The organism is Clostridium sp. UBA5988, assembly GCF_002435615.1.
Lineage (GTDB): Bacteria > Bacillota > Clostridia > Clostridiales > Clostridiaceae > Clostridium_J > Clostridium_J sulfidigenes.
In genome coordinates this window covers 57,094-72,395 of record NZ_DJBA01000077.1, presented here as the reverse complement: position 1 = coordinate 72,395, position 15,302 = coordinate 57,094, and the positions used below count along the sequence as shown (strand labels likewise).

Below are 15,302 nucleotides of genomic sequence, written 5' to 3'. Positions count from 1 at the left end.
GTTACAATAATTTAACTCTTAGCCTCAATAGTATTTAGATTAAGGTTGTATTAATCACTACACTTCTCTTTACAAATATCATTATATATATTTAACTATTTTTTCACCATAAACCTTACCTTACATAATTAATAGTTTTCTTACATTTTAGTCATATAAGAAAGAGTGTAGCAAATTGTCATTAAACAAATTTAACTACACTCTTCCAATTCTAAAAGTTAATTATATAACTCCATTTCTAAATCAGTAGTAGATGAATGTTCAAATTCACATATATCATATCCAGATACACTTAATTGAAAATCCTTCTTTTTTCCTCTCCCTAAATACCCTTCATAACTACTATTTGAATTTACTGAATTAAAGTTTTCTTCATTACCTAAATCAGCCCCATCAAAGTATACTCTTCCTCCATGATTATCTTTTAAATTAACCTTCATAGCATATTTGTCAAAATCAGTGGTATACTCTATATCCCTTCCAACTAATATAACATTTTTTCCTATTGGCATGTAGGATTCTATATTTATATAATTAGCATTGATGGTAACATTATTAGGTAGCACTTTTCCTTCTCCATAATCCTTATAAGTACCTCCTGAATATACCCTAGCATTATTACAATCTATTTTAACATTTTCAGCATTTATAAATTCCCTTAAGTCTATTTCTAGATAATTGCTAGTTTTAATATTAATATTTTTAAGAGTATTATTGTGTGGCAAATTTACATATCCCCCTCTAGGACTTGTAAAAATCAATGTATCTTTCAAAACTTTACTATCCTTTATTGTTAGGTTTGTATAATAATTACTATTAAAATTAATGTCTACTCCCACTGGAACTTCTATAACAATTTGAGCATTATTATTTTTTTCTTCCATAAGTGTGTAAATAATTGCATCATAAGATTTTTCAAAAAATCCCCTTATATTTTTTGCTTCAAAAAAATTATGCATAGTTCTGTCTCCTACAACCTTAAGACCCTTTGTATTGGCATCATAGGAAGTTTGTACCTTCATATCATTTTCTATATATTCTAGTACCTTAACCCTTGTATTTTTATCTGATGAAGATTTAATTTCTACATTATACCCTTTATTTTCTAAGGATGAAATATCAACAACATCAACTTGTTTATCTGTTACAAATACTTCTCTTTCCGAAGGAGTTGCATTTATTATTTCTCTTTGAACTCTATAAACTTCATTTGCAATTTTAGGCATCATATATGCTCCACTTATAATGGACCCTGTAATTCCTACTGCAAGAAACACTCCAGCCACAATAAGAGATTTTTTCCATCTATTCATTAAATTTTTCCTCCTTATCATCTATATTTTCTTCTTTATAATCTACATCTATATCTTCTATAAAAACAGGCTTTTCTTCGTAAGTCTTATCTTCTACAGAAATTTCTTCTATCTCTTCATTTTTCTCAGTAGCACTTTCAGTATTCTTCTCATTACCTTCAGTGTTTTCTTGTTGATTTTTAACTCTTACATACATATTTCTAGTTTTAACCCAAGATATATAGCTCACTACTAAGTATTTTAATCCTTTATATACTAAACAGTATAAGATCCAACATAAAATAATAAATCCAGTCCATGCTATACAAGCAAAGAATCCAAACACTCCCATAGATATATCAATTCCACAAAGGAATGCAGCTCCTAGATAACCTATAAAGTTTGCAATTGACATTCCAACAAGTCCTAAACCACTGGCTATCATAGACATAACTATTGTTAAAGCTGGGAAAAATAATAAAATACTTATAACAACTATTATTAATTTTACTCCAGCAGAAGATATCTTTCCGTTAATTACTGAATTGGAATCTAAAAATTCCTTAGTCTTATTACCTGCCTTTTTTCCTTGTCTCTTTACATTTTTCCAAAGATTTTTAGCGTCCTTAGAAACTTTATCTTTAAGTTCACTATTGCTACTACTTGTAGATTTGCCTTGTCCCTTCATCTCCTCAGTTAATTCTTTTGCAATGCTCTTAGGAGAACCTAATGTTTTTATAATCTCCTCATCACTCTTTCCCTGTAATTCTCCATTTAAGAAAAATTCTTCATAGTCCCTTAATATATCATTTATCTCAAGTTCACTAAAAGCTCCCTTTAAGTAATCCCTAAGTATATCTAAAAAATCATTTTTAGTCATTATTCTTATTCTCCTTCCTATAACATCCTAATATTAAATTTACATCCCTTACAAACTCATCCCATTCTTTAACTAAAGTACTTAAATTACCTTTTCCATAGTCTGTAATCCTATAGTATTTTCTATCTGGGCCACCTTCTGACTTCACCATATAGGTTTCAAAATTTCCTTCTGTAGTAAGTCTTCGCAATAATGGATATATAGTGCTTTCCTTTACTGACATAACTCTTGAAATATTTTCTACAATTTCATACCCATACATATCTCTGTCATTTATAAGTGTGAGAACACAGATTTCAATTACACCCTTTCTGAGTTGTGTACTCATATCTAAACCTCCTTTATTAAGTTTTAACAACATACTTTTCTTTGTATATATTTTAACTATCCTTATACTATGTAAAACACAATAGTGTCTTAAAAAATATAGAAGTTACTGTGTATTACACACCCCTTCTAAAACTCTAGCAACTTAACTATGTAAAACATAGTAGTCCCTTTTAAATTTGGTACTACGTTTTACATAGTACCCTTACATTCTTATGTTATCATAGTATCGTGTTATACACAATAGATACATATTAAAAATATCATAAATAAAACATAAAGATTATAAAAATATATTTAACTCCTATATTCTAATTAGTGTACAAGTTCTTTATATTAAAATAACCAAGGCTTAAAGCCTTGGTTATCCAGTGTCAAAATAAATTATTTATAGCTCTCATATACTTCTTGAATCTTATCCCAGTTAAATAAGTTCCAAATACTATTAACGTAATCTGGTCTTACATTCTTATATTTTAAATAATAAGCATGTTCCCAAACGTCGATTGTTACAAGTGGTTTTTTACCTTTACTTAAAGGAGATTCTTGATTTAAAGTAGCCATAACTTCTAGCTCACCATCACTATTTAAAACTAGCCATCCATAGCCTGAACCAAATTGTCCAATAGCAGCTTTAGAAACAGCTTCTTTCATGTTTGCAACACTTCCAAAGGCTTTATTGATTTTTTCAAGTAATTCTCCCTTTGGTTCACCTTTTCCTCCTGGTGTTAAAATACTAAAGTAAAAGTTGTGGTTTGCCACACCTCCACCTTGATTAATAACTCCTTGACGAATTTCATTTGGAATACTATCTAAATTCTCTAACAATTGTTCTAAAGTTTTACCTTCAGTAAGAGCTTCATGTCCTTCAAGTAATTTGTTAAGATTATTTACGTATGTTTGTAAATGTTTGCCGTAGTGAGTTTCTACTGTTAAAGCATCAATGTGTGGCTCTAACCCATTATATTCATAAGGTAATTTAATTTTATCATATGTCATTTTAATCCACCTACCCTTTCCATTTATAATATATGCTTATATTTTACCACTTTTCATCCATATAAGCACTAATAAAAATTTTTACTTACAATTTATTATTATAAATTATTTAATATATTATTCATTAATATTTCATATACATTAATATGTTCAAATTTATTTTAAAAATCAATAATTAAGGAGCGATATTTTATGAAATCCACACTATTAATGTGGGAATGCATTGGTGCAATTATGATTTTCCTAATAGGTGCATTAATACATTTTGGCTATGAAGCAACAAACAAATTATCTTTTACTTCTGGTATCTTTGCCGTTAATGAAAGCATATGGGAACACTGTAAGCTTACCTTTTGGTCTCCTCTAATCTTTGCTATTATAGAATATTTTTTCGTAGGTAAATATGTAAATAATTTTCTCTTTGCAAAGACTCTAAGCGCTTATATTACAACAATTTCAATGTTAGTTCTTTATTATGAAATGCTTAAAAAGAATGGCCATCACTCACTACTTAAAGATTTAATTATCTTTGAAGTTAGTATTCTAATAGGACTATTAGTAAGTTATAACTTAATGTTACTACCTGAATTTCCACCAATAATGAATAAGATAGCCATTATTATGTTAGTTGGAGCTACATTCATATTTTACCTATTTACTTATTGTCCACCGAAATTACCTATATTTTATTGTCCAGTATCTAATTCCTATGGTATCAATAATTAAACTCTCACAACAAATATTATCAAAAATGACTGTATCAAAATTAACTAAATGTTAATATTTAATATAGTCATTTTAAAAATTTATCATACCTTAGGTATTTCTATTATAAATTCCGTTCCTTTATTAATTTCACTTTTAACTTTTATATTTCCTCCATGAGCTTCTATTATTGCCTTTGATATGGTAAGACCTATACCAGCTCCTCCTGTAGCTCTAGTTCTTGATTCATCAGCCCTGTAAAATCGCTGAAAAATATAAGGTAAGTGCTCTTTAGAAATTCCTATGCCACTATCCCTTATGTGTATTATTGCTATATTTTTTCCTTCATCACAGGTAATTTCAATTATTCCCCCTTGCTCAGTATATTTTATTCCATTTGAAATGATGTTTATTAACCCTTGAGTAATTTTATCTCTATCTACATTTATAATAAAAGTTTCTAATTTATTGTTCACACTGATATTTTTATCATGAAGTTCCTTTTCAAAATTAATTAGAATCATTTCTACTAGTTCCTTTATATCAACTTCATTTTTATTTAAAATCAAATCTTCACTTTCATATCTAGAAAGATGCTCTAAGGAACCAACTAACCTACTTAATCTCCGTACTTCCTCATGAATACTTTGCAGCCTTTCTTCTGTAGGCTCCCAAATTCCATCTATTAATGCCTCCAGTTGTCCTTGCATTGTAGTTAACGGAGTCCTAAGTTCATGGGAGATATCCTTAGTCATGGTTTTTCTTATCTTTTCCTCTTCATCTAAACTAAAAGCCAAAGTATTTACTGAACTAATCATATCATTAATTTCTTTTATATTGCTTTCCTCTTTAATTTTATTTTTATATTTACCTGTAGCTATGGAATTTGTGGCTTTAACTACGCTTCCTATAGGTTTGCTTATTGAAGTAGAAATTAAAATTCCTATAAATATGGAGATACCTAAAGAAAAAATTCCCACAAAAATTAATATATTATCTAAGGTTTTAAAAAAAATCACATCAGAATCATTATAATAAAGGGGACCATAATAGCCTATTTCAAGAATCCCCGCATATTTTTCATCTATTTTCAAATTATATACTTCCTCAGTATAATCACCTTTATATCCTGGATTTACAATGCTCATATTGTAACCCATCCTACTCATCATTGCCTCACACATACTACTATTATGAGTTTTAGCACTCCATATTACATTATCTGAAATATCTTTTATGCTTATAATAAATCCATTATTTATAGCTTCAATCCCTATGTCTTCTATATTTTTATTATCCCATCGTCCATTTTTATAAGTATTACTTATATCTTTAATCAGTGATTTTTTTCTTCCTTCTATAATATCCTCTAGATATCTATTAAAGTTTTTCTTCATAAATATATGAGATGAGAAACTAATTAAAAGAATAATTGTCATAGAAAATAATAAAAAAATCAAAGTAAGCCTATGTTTCAATTTCATCGAATTATTCACCACCAAACTTATATCCAATGCCGTGAACTGTTAATATATATTTAGGATTTTTACTATTTTCCTCTATCTTACTTCTTAAATTTTTAATATGAGAATCTATTATTCTATCATAAACATCACTATCATCCCCTAGAGCTCGATCAAGAAGTTCTCCTCTAGAGAATACTTTCTTTGGACTTTCACATAAAGCTAAAAGTATCTTGAACTCCGAAGGAGTTAATTCTACTAAATTATTACCTTGTCTTACCTCATAGGTATCTAAATTTATAACTAGGTCTCCCTTATTAAAGGATAAAACATTATCCTGTTTATAATTCAATGCTCTTTTTAACACTGCATTTACTCTAGCCACTACCTGCTTAGGGCTAAATGGTTTTGTTATATAATCATCAGTCCCTAGAGAAAAACACTTCAAGATACTTTCTTCCTCTACCTTGGCTGTTAACATTATTATAGGAACCTCTGATTCCTTTCTTATGATTTCACAAATTTTTTCTCCTGATATATCTGGTAACATTAGATCTAGGATTATTAATCTAGGATTGTATTGTTTATATTTATATATGGCTTCACTTCCATTTATTGCTGTTATAACACCATAACCAGCTTTCTTTAGATATGCTTCCAAAACTTCTAAAATTTTAACTTCATCTTCTACAATAAGTATATCCACTTGCATCCATACTCCTCCATTAATTTAAAACTTATTATAATATACTTCTTAATTATAATAAATCATTATGAAGATTCTATGTAGAATTCCTCCATAAAATCTACATAACTTAAATATATACTTTAGCTACTATCTTAAAATTAAGTATGAGGTGATAATTTTGTCTAATAAATCTATAACCCTAAATATTGATAATATGGTATGTACGTCTTGCGAGAATACTATAATAAGACATTTAAAAAAGATTTCAGGAGTTACAATTGTAAAAGCAAACTATACTAAGGGAACCGTCCATGTTGAATATGATGCTGAGAAAGTATCCTATTCTACCATAGTTGCTACCATTGAAAAATCCGGCTACAAAGTTACTAGTGATAAAAAAAAGAGTAACTCAGAACTTTTACCCATTATGGGAATAGTCCTTATAGCTTTACTTATGATACGCCTTGGCAAAGGTACTGGCGTATTTGATATGTCTTCTGCTTTAAGTAGTAAAGTTAGTTACATTGCTCTATTTACCATTGGTGTTTTCACATCTCTACACTGTGTGGGTATGTGTGGTGGAATAATGATGTCCCAAAGTATTACATCTTCTATTGTACCTGAAAAAAACAAATTTAAACCTGGACTTATGTATAATTTAGGCCGTTTAATTTCTTATACGGTTTTAGGTGGTATCGTAGGTGGTATTGGTAAAGCTTTTTCTCTTTCCTTTGGAGTTCAAGGCTTCATAGCAATAGTTGCAGGTGTATTTATGGTAATTATGGGTTTAAACTTATATGGTTTTAAAGCCCTTAGAAAATTTTCTATAAAGCTTCCTTGGAGTAACTGTAACTCCCAGAAAAAATTTAGAAACCCTCTTATAGTAGGATTTTTAAATGGGTTTATGCCTTGTGGTCCCCTACAAACAATGCAGCTTTATGCTCTAGCTTCTGGAAGTGTCATAGCTGGTGCAACTTCAATGTTTTTCTTTGCCCTAGGTACAATTCCTTTAATGCTAGGCTTTGGAGCTATTGCTAATGTACTTAGTCAGAAAAATTCCAAAAGATTAATTAAATACAGTGGTGGTATTATCATAATTTTAGGTATTATTATGACTAATCGTGGCTTGTCTTTAATAGGAGTTAATTTAATGCCTAATTCCTTATCTTTAGGTGGAAATAATAATACAACTATATCCGATAAATCTTCAGCTAGTAAAGCAACAATTTCTAATGGAAAGCAAGTTATAAGGATTGCAGCTAATAATCAAGGATATACTCCAAATGTAGTTTATATTCAAAAGGGAATTCCTACAGAGTTTATAATTGATGGTGAAAGTATTAACTTCTGTAATAATAAAATTGTTATTCCATCTATGAATATTGAAAAGACTCTATCCTCTGGAGAAAATGTAATAGAATTTACTCCAGACGCTGGAGACATAAACTATAGCTGTTGGATGGGCATGCTTAGAGGAACAATAAAGGTAGTAGATGATTTAAATTCTATAAATGATTCTACTATACAAAATGATATAGATAGTGAATTTTATTATCCTTCTAATGATTCTAATAACCAATTTTTTAATGGTGGTTTTTCTTGCCATTAATAAAAAAAGAAGTATTAAGGAAATTTTCCTTTAATACTTCTTTTTTATATGGATTTTATATAATATTATACTTTTATTTTTTAATCTAGAACTTCAGAAATAGTTACTAGTACCTTACTATCTACTTCAGCAATTATACTATGGTCTATTCTTGCATCGAAAGGAAGGAAATCACCTTTTTTTAATCTAAACTTTTCTCCTGCTTTAAATTCCATAGTTATATCACCTTCATATATTTGAATTGATGCATAACCATTATGAGTATGATAAGGCTTACCACTCCCTGCTACAAAGTTGAAGAATATAGTCTTAAACTTTTCATTTGATGCTATAACTTTAGTCCTAATATCTATATCATTCATACTTATAGGTACTAATATATTTTTATCTAAACTCATTTTTATTTCCTCTTTTCAAACTTATTTTGCTTCTTATAATACCTGTATATTAACGTTCTATTACATATACATAAGTAAAATCTATGTGAAAGATATTAATTTAATGCAGCTAATAATTTTTCTATGTCTAATCCATGAACTATAGCAGCTTCTGCAAGAGTTTCTGCTTGAGCTGATGGGCAACCTACGCAACCCATACCAAAACTCATTAAAATTTCAGGAGCTCCTTCTTTCATTCTTATAACTTCACCTATTGTCATATCTTTATTTATCATATTCTTTTCCTCCTATAATTTGAATTTTTATTTATAACTAATAATTTAAAATTATTAGTATCTCTTACAAGTTAAAGTATACTAAAACACTCTGCTATATTCGGTAACATAGGTTACAGAATATAAAAATTTTATAAAAAAAGTATTCAAAGGTAAACTCAATTTACCTTTGAATACTTCATTACTTTTAATTCTAGCTTTCCATGAACATTTTCATATCATCTTCTACATTAGTTATTCCACCAATACCAAAGTTATCTACAAGAACTTTAGCAACATTGGGTGATAAGAATGCTGGTAATGTTGGTCCTAGATGAATATTTTTAACTCCTAAGTATAATAGTGATAATAATACTATTACTGCTTTTTGCTCATACCATGCAATATTATATGATATTGGTAGGGCGTTTACATCATCAAGCCCAAAGACTTCTTTAAGTTTTAGAGCTATAACAACTAATGAATAAGAATCATTACATTGTCCTGCATCTAGAACTCTTGGAATTCCTCCTATATCTCCTAGGTTTAATTTATTATACTTATACTTTGCACAACCTGCTGTTAAGATAACTGTATCCTTTGGTAGTTTTTCAGCAAATTCAGTATAGTAGTTTCTTGATTTGGCTCTTCCATCACAACCAGCCATAACAAAGAATCTTTTTATAGCTCCAGTTTTAACAGCCTCCACAACCTTATCAGCCAAAGCTAATACTTGATTGTGAGCAAATCCTCCAACTATTTGTCCCTTTTCTATCTCTGTAGGTGCTTTACACTTTTTAGCCATTTCTATAATCTTAGAAAAATCTTTTATGCCATCTCTATTAGCTTCTATATGTGCACATCCTGGCATTCCAGTTGCACCAGTTGTAAATAATCTATTCTTATAAGACTTATCTGGAATTACTATACAGTTTGTAGTCATAAGAATTGGACCATTGAACTTTTCAAACTCTTCCTTTTGCTTCCACCATGCATTTCCATAGTTTCCTGCAAAATGTTTATATTTTTTAAACTTAGGATAGTATTGTCCAGCAAGCATTTCACCATGAGTATAAACATCTACCCCTGTTCCTTCTGTTTGCTCTAACAACATCTCTAGATCCTTTAAGTCATGTCCTGAAATTAATATTCCTGGATTTTTTCTAACTCCAATATCTACAGTTGTTATTTCTGGATGCCCATAGGTTTCAGTATTGGCTTTATCTAATAATGCCATACCATCTACTCCATATTTTCCTGCTTCTAATGCAAGTGCTACTAAATCATCAACAGTTAAACTATCATCTAAAGTTGCAGCTAATGCCTTAGCCATAAATCCATGAATTTCTTTCTCATTATATTTTAGGTTCATAGCATGCTTCATATATGCTGATAATCCTTTTAATCCATAAGTTATAAGTTCTCTTAGACTTCTAATATCTTCATTTTCAGTAGCAAGCACTCCAACTTTTTCAGCTTTAGCATCAAATTCTATAGTATTATCTGCTGTCCAAGCTACTGCATCTGCCATTACTATTTCTTTCTTTTGTAGACCAAATATCTTTTTAAAGAAGCCTCCAGTTATTTTTACTTCTCCAACTTGTCCACCAGCACTAACAACTTTTCTTTTTAAAGTTTCTCTTAATTTTAAAGTTTCTTTTACTCTATTTAAAATAGCATCTCTATGGAAGTTAGCATTAGTAATAGTAATAAATAAATTTTCTGTAATATATTTATCTACTACACTATCAATAACATTTACTTTTCTTCCTTCATTACTTACGATAGCTAATCCTTTAGTTACATATACTAATAAATCTTGAGCCTTTGCAACTTGCTCATCTTTACCACAAACACCCTTTATAGTACAGCCTTTACATCCTGCTGTCTCTTGACATTGATAACAAAACATTGACATAAATTTCTCATCTCCTATTAAATTGTTATTATTGCTTTTCACAAGTTAAAGTATACTAAAGCACAAAACAATATTCGGTAACATTCGTTACCAAAATTCAAAAGAATATATATTTTAATATGTAAGTAAAATTTAGATATCAATAAAAATAAATAAAATGAACTTTAAGCACAAACTCTCATGTACTTAAAGTTCATTATTCCGATTATTAAAGATATTTTTTCTCTAACTCCTCTAATATTGAAGTATATTTCTTCATAACTTCAGTATTTGCATATTCAAATTCAACACACTCTGCATTTACCTTTTCAATGATTTCTTGCTTTAATTCTCTAGTAGCAAATTTATATATTACATTATCTTCTTTGTCTATATGCCTTTCTAAAAGATGAGTATAAGAAATGGCATTAGCAATAACATCTAGTATAGCTTCTTTATTACCTGATTTTAAATTTTCAAGTGCTTCACTTAGTCCTGTAATATAAAGTCTTCCTAAATCATGTTCTACAAGCATACCATATTTCACAGTCTTCTCTGCAATAAGTCCAAGCTCCTCCACCATCTTATTAAAAAGAATTACTTCTTCTTTTTTATGGTGATGTGCATCTGCATAATTTCTAATGAAATCTATCATCTTATAGAAATCTTCATAATTTACATTCTTTTCTTCTAGAGATTTGTAAGTAGCTTTTCTAACTACAGTAAGCATACGTTTAATATACTTATGCTCTTCCATCATTAAATCTATAGCATTCATCTTTTCTCCTCCTACTTTCTTTTAATGATTTGAGTTCCATCTCCTAATTCCTCGTATTCATAGTTACCATTAACTTCATTAACAAAGGCCTTAATCCATAGTCCTCTTAAGCTATAGAAATAAGAAACATCTCCAGATTCTCTATTCCATATGTCCTTATGAACACAAATTCTTCTACTCCACTGTACCATATCTTCCGTAGACACTAGAACCTCATTAACTCTATCACATGGCATTCCATCTAATATATAGTCATTTATTCTATCATATATATCCATAGCATTACTTGCTGGGTCTAATTTTTCTTTAACTTCCTTAGCTGCTTTCATTCCTTGATGAATATAAATATTTTCTAATTTAGCCTTAACTTTTTCATTACTATTTAGTAATTTAGTTGTCCAAGCTGCCATTCTTCCCTCTGCTGAATGTATTTTTCCTTGTAGCCACCCATGGATATTACTTGTATCTATCATATCTTCTAAAGGAAGATTTGGCAGTTTTTCTCCATGATTTTCATTAATCTCCTTAGCTAATGAAGATACATCTAGTCCCTCTTCCTTAGCTAGATTAATTATTTCTTCCTCTAATCCTTCAAACCATAATATTTTGTTAAATAACCAATAATGTACTTTTCCAAGATATAAACTCATATTTTCTCCTCCTACATTTAAATAATTTTAAAACTCAAATCATGTTTATCTTATATATTGAAATTACTTTATAGCCATAGTTTCAATATAATTGTAAATCATAATCCTTTAGTTAAATATATTTTAACCTGCTTAATTTATATTAACCTTTATAAGCAGATTATATTTTATTAATCTCTACATCTATGAGTTTATATTAATATCTTTACAAATTCGGTAACATTAGTTACCAAAACAAATTAAAAGCCAATATATCAAAACTTTTTATGATATATCAGCTTATAATTTATGTATTCATCCTATATATAATTTACATTTAATAGTTCTTCAAAATCTTCCCTAGGCATAGGTTTTGCAAATAAATATCCTTGGGCCATTTCACATCCTATCTCTTTTAAGAAATCCGCCTGTTCTCGCGTTTCTACCCCTTCACAAATTACTTCCATATTAATATTTTTCGCCATATCAACTATACTTTTAACAATATCTTTACTCCTCTGTGAATTAGTTGTTTCATCTAAAAATGCTTTATCTATCTTTAAGGTATTAGCTGGAAACTCTTTTAAAAGATTTAATGATGAGAATCCAGATCCAAAATCATCAACAGAGATTTTAAATCCTACCTTTTTTAAACCTATCATTTTTTCTATAAGCCTATCAGCATTTTTCATAAAAGCACTTTCCGTTAATTCAAACTCTACCAATTTAGGATCTATGTTATAGCTTTTAACTAACTCATTAATATCCTTGACTATATTGGGATTATTAACATGAAATCTAGAAACATTTAATGATATTGGAACTACACTTTCTCCATTATCTAATCTTTCCCTTAAACACTGCAATACACTTTTATAAACATACATGTCTAGGTTTACTATAAACCCATTTTTCTCAAACAAAGGTATAAATTTCGCTGGTGGAATTAACCCTTTCTCAGGATCCTGCCACCTAACTAAGGCCTCAGCACCTACAATTTTCTCTGTATTTAAGTCATATTTAGGTTGATAATAAACCTTATATTCTCTATTTATAAGGGCCTTATACATTTTATTTTCTATTTTCAATTCCTCAATAATTTTATTTTCAAAACACTTATCATAAAAGGCAATTTTATTTGTATGAGAACCCTTAACTGATTTACGTGCTATATTAGCTTTATTGATAATATCTTCAACCTCTATACCATTAGAATTAAATATACAAATCCCACTTACAACTATTAACCTATAATTTTTTGCAAAAACCTTTTCTAATTGTCTAAAAATATTTTCAAATTTTGTTAACCTATCAATTAATTCTTTTTTATTTGTGTATTCTACAAGTATTAAAAAATTATCTGCAGATACCCTTGCAAAAATTTCATTTTCCCCCATTGAGTTGTATAACTTATTGGATATTGCACAAATAATTTTATCTCCTTCTTCATATCCTAAATTATCATTTATAAACTTAAATTTATCTATGTCACTGTATATAAGAGCATAGGATTTTCCTTTATTAGTCTCAAGTATCTTTTTAGCTCTAACTTTAAACTTATTAGCATTCCATAGACCTGTAAGTGGATCTGTAAATGCCATTTTTTCATAATACTTTGTTCTTCGTTGTTTTAAATAAAAAAATATCAAAAGAGATATTATTACTAATAAAGATATAAAAATAATAATTTCTAATCTATATTTAACTAGTACTACCTTTAAATTTATTGGAATAGATTCTTGTACTACATTTTTCATAATAATATCTACTCTAGTTTTTTCATCTATAACATTAATAGCCTTATTAAGTATAGGTATTACTAATGAATCTATATTAGGATTTACTCCAATTGATATATTATAACTTAAATTCCCAATATTCATTGATTTTAAATTATTATCTTTTATACTGCTAATAGCAATATTAGCTGTGTAGCTGTCTAATACTGTTATATCTACTTTTCCCGATTTAACTGCATTAATACAACTAATATAATCATTGTAATACTCAATGTTGTATTGTCCAAATTTATTTTCAAAAGCTTCTTTGTTGATTTTCATATCATTAGGTATAGCTATATCCACATTCTCTGTTTTTATATATTCTTCTCCTTTTCCAACTATAACTAAAGGTAAGGATATATACGGGTTAGTTAATATAATGTGTCTAGAATGTGTATTTTTTTCAATACTAGATTCACTAGCTATTAAATCCACTTTTCCATTTGCCATTAACTTTATAGCTTCTTCCGTATTTTTCACCTGTACATATTCAAATTCTATACCTATTTTTCTAGAGATTTCTTCTAACATATCTCTTACTATTCCAGAGAAGTCACCCTTGCTATTCCTATACTCTATAGGACTTAAATAATCTTTATAAGCCACTTTTAACACCGGCTTTCTTTTTATAAAGTCAACCTCTCTTGGAGTAAGTAATGGTTGTTGATTTAAAATACTATTACCATAATGTTTTTCTCGTAATTTCATATCAAAATTTAAATCATCTAGTTTTATCTTTCTTAATGCTTCATTAAGTTCATTAGTGATATCATTATTCCCCTTTTGCGTTATATAATAAAAAGGGTGAATATCGCATTTGGCAACTAATCTACCACTATTCTGATTTGAAATGCTTCCTAAAACTATAGCATCCACATTACCTGATTCCATGTCCGCTATCATTTCTTCTTCAAAATCATAATATACTTTTTCATAAGAGAAATTATTTTGTTTTGCATAACCTTCAAAGACCGTATTTTGAAAACTTTCCTTTAAAAACCCTATTTTCAAGCCATTGAATGCTTCAAAATCTTCATAAAATACACTGTTATTTTTACTTGAAACATACATAGTTGTAAGTTCTATTCCATTTGAATAATCTACATAGTCATATATCTTGCTTCTATCCTCGGTGTACTGAGCCCCACATAACAAATCTATCTCTCCTTTAGATAGCTTGTCTAATAATTCTGGCCATGTATCATATACATATTCATAATTCCAATTAGTATATTTTGATATTTCCTCGAGATACTCTACTCCATACCCTGAAAAAAGTCCATCTTTATCTTTTTCAATGAAAGAAGGATAATCATAATAACCTACTTTAATTATCTTGCTCTCAGTATCTGAAAACGCTATCATCATCATAGCTATATTTGTAATTATAAAAAATATTAGTGTTAAACACAGTAATTTAAATTTTCTCATCATATCCTCTTTTCCTATTGCAAATAATAATATATTTACATACCACTATAATTATCGTACTTAAAATTATATCTTAAAGCAACATTTATTATAATGATGAGATAAAATTTTTATTTCACTTTCTCCTATAAAAAAACAGGTTTTAGATTCATAAATACAAATCTAAAACCT

Annotated in this window: 14 protein-coding genes; 2 read left to right on the top strand and 12 right to left on the bottom strand. The window is 28.6% G+C overall.

Going from position 1 to position 15,302, the window contains the following annotated elements; translation table 11 throughout:
• Nucleotides 1–218: 218 nt before the first annotated feature.
• The 4 genes from B3J31_RS16840 to B3J31_RS16825 all read right to left on the bottom strand — a co-directional run bounded on the left by B3J31_RS16840 (nt 219) and on the right by B3J31_RS16825 (nt 3,498).
• Nucleotides 219–1,313, bottom strand: a complete 1,095-nt coding sequence (locus tag B3J31_RS16840; RefSeq protein WP_346867737.1) for a hypothetical protein — start codon at nt 1,311–1,313, stop codon at nt 219–221.
• Nucleotides 1,306–2,172: an HAAS signaling domain-containing protein gene (locus tag B3J31_RS16835; RefSeq protein ID WP_150842888.1), complete on the bottom strand. Its 867-nt coding sequence runs from the start codon at nt 2,170–2,172 to the stop codon at nt 1,306–1,308. Before B3J31_RS16835 ends, B3J31_RS16840 begins: the two co-directional genes overlap by 8 nt.
• Complete coding sequence (locus B3J31_RS16830) at nt 2,165–2,500, bottom strand: PadR family transcriptional regulator (protein WP_035132636.1); 336 nt, start codon at nt 2,498–2,500, stop codon at nt 2,165–2,167. The genes B3J31_RS16835 and B3J31_RS16830 overlap by 8 nt, the downstream gene beginning before the upstream one ends.
• Before the next feature lie 383 nt (nt 2,501–2,883).
• Nucleotides 2,884–3,498 carry a superoxide dismutase gene (locus tag B3J31_RS16825; RefSeq protein WP_035132638.1) on the bottom strand — a complete coding sequence of 205 codons (615 nt, stop codon included), beginning with the start codon at nt 3,496–3,498 and terminating at the stop codon, nt 2,884–2,886.
• A gap of 192 nt (nt 3,499–3,690) precedes the next feature.
• Between B3J31_RS16825 and B3J31_RS16820 the strand changes: the two genes are divergently transcribed.
• Entirely contained in the window at nt 3,691–4,224 is a 534-nt protein-coding gene (locus B3J31_RS16820) for a DUF6512 family protein (RefSeq protein ID WP_150842889.1), read from the top strand.
• Nucleotides 4,225–4,307: 83 nt separating this feature from the next.
• On the opposite strand, the gene B3J31_RS16815 is transcribed toward B3J31_RS16820, so the two are convergent.
• Nucleotides 4,308–5,600 (bottom strand): sensor histidine kinase, encoded by a 1,293-nt coding sequence (locus tag B3J31_RS16815; protein ID WP_346874247.1) that lies wholly within the window; start codon nt 5,598–5,600, stop codon nt 4,308–4,310.
• A gap of 91 nt (nt 5,601–5,691) precedes the next feature.
• Nucleotides 5,692–6,378 (bottom strand): response regulator, encoded by a 687-nt coding sequence (locus tag B3J31_RS16810; RefSeq protein WP_035131911.1) that lies wholly within the window; start codon nt 6,376–6,378, stop codon nt 5,692–5,694.
• Nucleotides 6,379–6,532: 154 nt separating this feature from the next.
• Between B3J31_RS16810 and B3J31_RS16805 the strand changes: the two genes are divergently transcribed.
• Entirely contained in the window at nt 6,533–7,963 is a 1,431-nt protein-coding gene (locus B3J31_RS16805) for a sulfite exporter TauE/SafE family protein (RefSeq protein WP_346867738.1), read from the top strand.
• An 80-nt stretch (nt 7,964–8,043) separates the two neighbouring features.
• On the opposite strand, the gene B3J31_RS16800 is transcribed toward B3J31_RS16805, so the two are convergent.
• The 6 genes from B3J31_RS16800 to B3J31_RS16775 all read right to left on the bottom strand — a co-directional run bounded on the left by B3J31_RS16800 (nt 8,044) and on the right by B3J31_RS16775 (nt 15,131).
• Nucleotides 8,044–8,361: a cupin domain-containing protein gene (locus B3J31_RS16800; protein WP_150842893.1), complete on the bottom strand. Its 318-nt coding sequence runs from the start codon at nt 8,359–8,361 to the stop codon at nt 8,044–8,046.
• Nucleotides 8,362–8,456: 95 nt separating this feature from the next.
• Complete coding sequence (locus tag B3J31_RS16795) at nt 8,457–8,636, bottom strand: DUF1858 domain-containing protein (protein ID WP_035131910.1); 180 nt, start codon at nt 8,634–8,636, stop codon at nt 8,457–8,459.
• A 193-nt stretch (nt 8,637–8,829) separates the two neighbouring features.
• On the bottom strand, nt 8,830–10,533 hold the full coding sequence (gene hcp / locus B3J31_RS16790) for a hydroxylamine reductase (protein ID WP_150842894.1): 1,704 nt from the start codon (nt 10,531–10,533) through the stop codon (nt 8,830–8,832).
• Between the two features lie 208 nt (nt 10,534–10,741).
• Entirely contained in the window at nt 10,742–11,290 is a 549-nt protein-coding gene (locus B3J31_RS16785) for a hemerythrin domain-containing protein (protein ID WP_346867739.1), read from the bottom strand.
• A gap of 11 nt (nt 11,291–11,301) precedes the next feature.
• On the bottom strand, nt 11,302–11,940 hold the full coding sequence (locus tag B3J31_RS16780; RefSeq protein ID WP_150842896.1) for a hypothetical protein: 639 nt from the start codon (nt 11,938–11,940) through the stop codon (nt 11,302–11,304).
• A gap of 299 nt (nt 11,941–12,239) precedes the next feature.
• Nucleotides 12,240–15,131, bottom strand: coding sequence for an EAL domain-containing protein (locus tag B3J31_RS16775; RefSeq protein WP_346867740.1), 2,892 nt, complete (start codon nt 15,129–15,131; stop codon nt 12,240–12,242).
• Nucleotides 15,132–15,302: the final 171 nt, after the last annotated feature.

What these genes read in the sequence shown, in the direction of transcription:
- B3J31_RS16840 (WP_346867737.1), bottom strand. Translation starts at nt 1,313, where the DNA reads ATGAATAGATGGAAAAAATCTCTTATTGTGGCTGGAGTGTTTCTTGCA.
- B3J31_RS16835 (WP_150842888.1), bottom strand. Translation starts at nt 2,172, where the DNA reads ATGACTAAAAATGATTTTTTAGATATACTTAGGGATTACTTAAAGGGA.
- B3J31_RS16830 (WP_035132636.1), bottom strand. Translation starts at nt 2,500, where the DNA reads ATGAGTACACAACTCAGAAAGGGTGTAATTGAAATCTGTGTTCTCACA.
- B3J31_RS16825 (WP_035132638.1), bottom strand. Translation starts at nt 3,498, where the DNA reads ATGACATATGATAAAATTAAATTACCTTATGAATATAATGGGTTAGAG.
- B3J31_RS16820 (WP_150842889.1), top strand. Translation starts at nt 3,691, where the DNA reads ATGAAATCCACACTATTAATGTGGGAATGCATTGGTGCAATTATGATT.
- B3J31_RS16815 (WP_346874247.1), bottom strand. Translation starts at nt 5,600, where the DNA reads ATGAAGAAAAACTTTAATAGATATCTAGAGGATATTATAGAAGGAAGA.
- B3J31_RS16810 (WP_035131911.1), bottom strand. Translation starts at nt 6,378, where the DNA reads ATGCAAGTGGATATACTTATTGTAGAAGATGAAGTTAAAATTTTAGAA.
- B3J31_RS16800 (WP_150842893.1), bottom strand. Translation starts at nt 8,361, where the DNA reads ATGAGTTTAGATAAAAATATATTAGTACCTATAAGTATGAATGATATA.
- B3J31_RS16795 (WP_035131910.1), bottom strand. Translation starts at nt 8,636, where the DNA reads ATGATAAATAAAGATATGACAATAGGTGAAGTTATAAGAATGAAAGAA.
- hcp (WP_150842894.1), bottom strand. Translation starts at nt 10,533, where the DNA reads ATGTCAATGTTTTGTTATCAATGTCAAGAGACAGCAGGATGTAAAGGC.
- B3J31_RS16785 (WP_346867739.1), bottom strand. Translation starts at nt 11,290, where the DNA reads ATGAATGCTATAGATTTAATGATGGAAGAGCATAAGTATATTAAACGT.
- B3J31_RS16780 (WP_150842896.1), bottom strand. Translation starts at nt 11,940, where the DNA reads ATGAGTTTATATCTTGGAAAAGTACATTATTGGTTATTTAACAAAATA.
- B3J31_RS16775 (WP_346867740.1), bottom strand. Translation starts at nt 15,131, where the DNA reads ATGAGAAAATTTAAATTACTGTGTTTAACACTAATATTTTTTATAATT.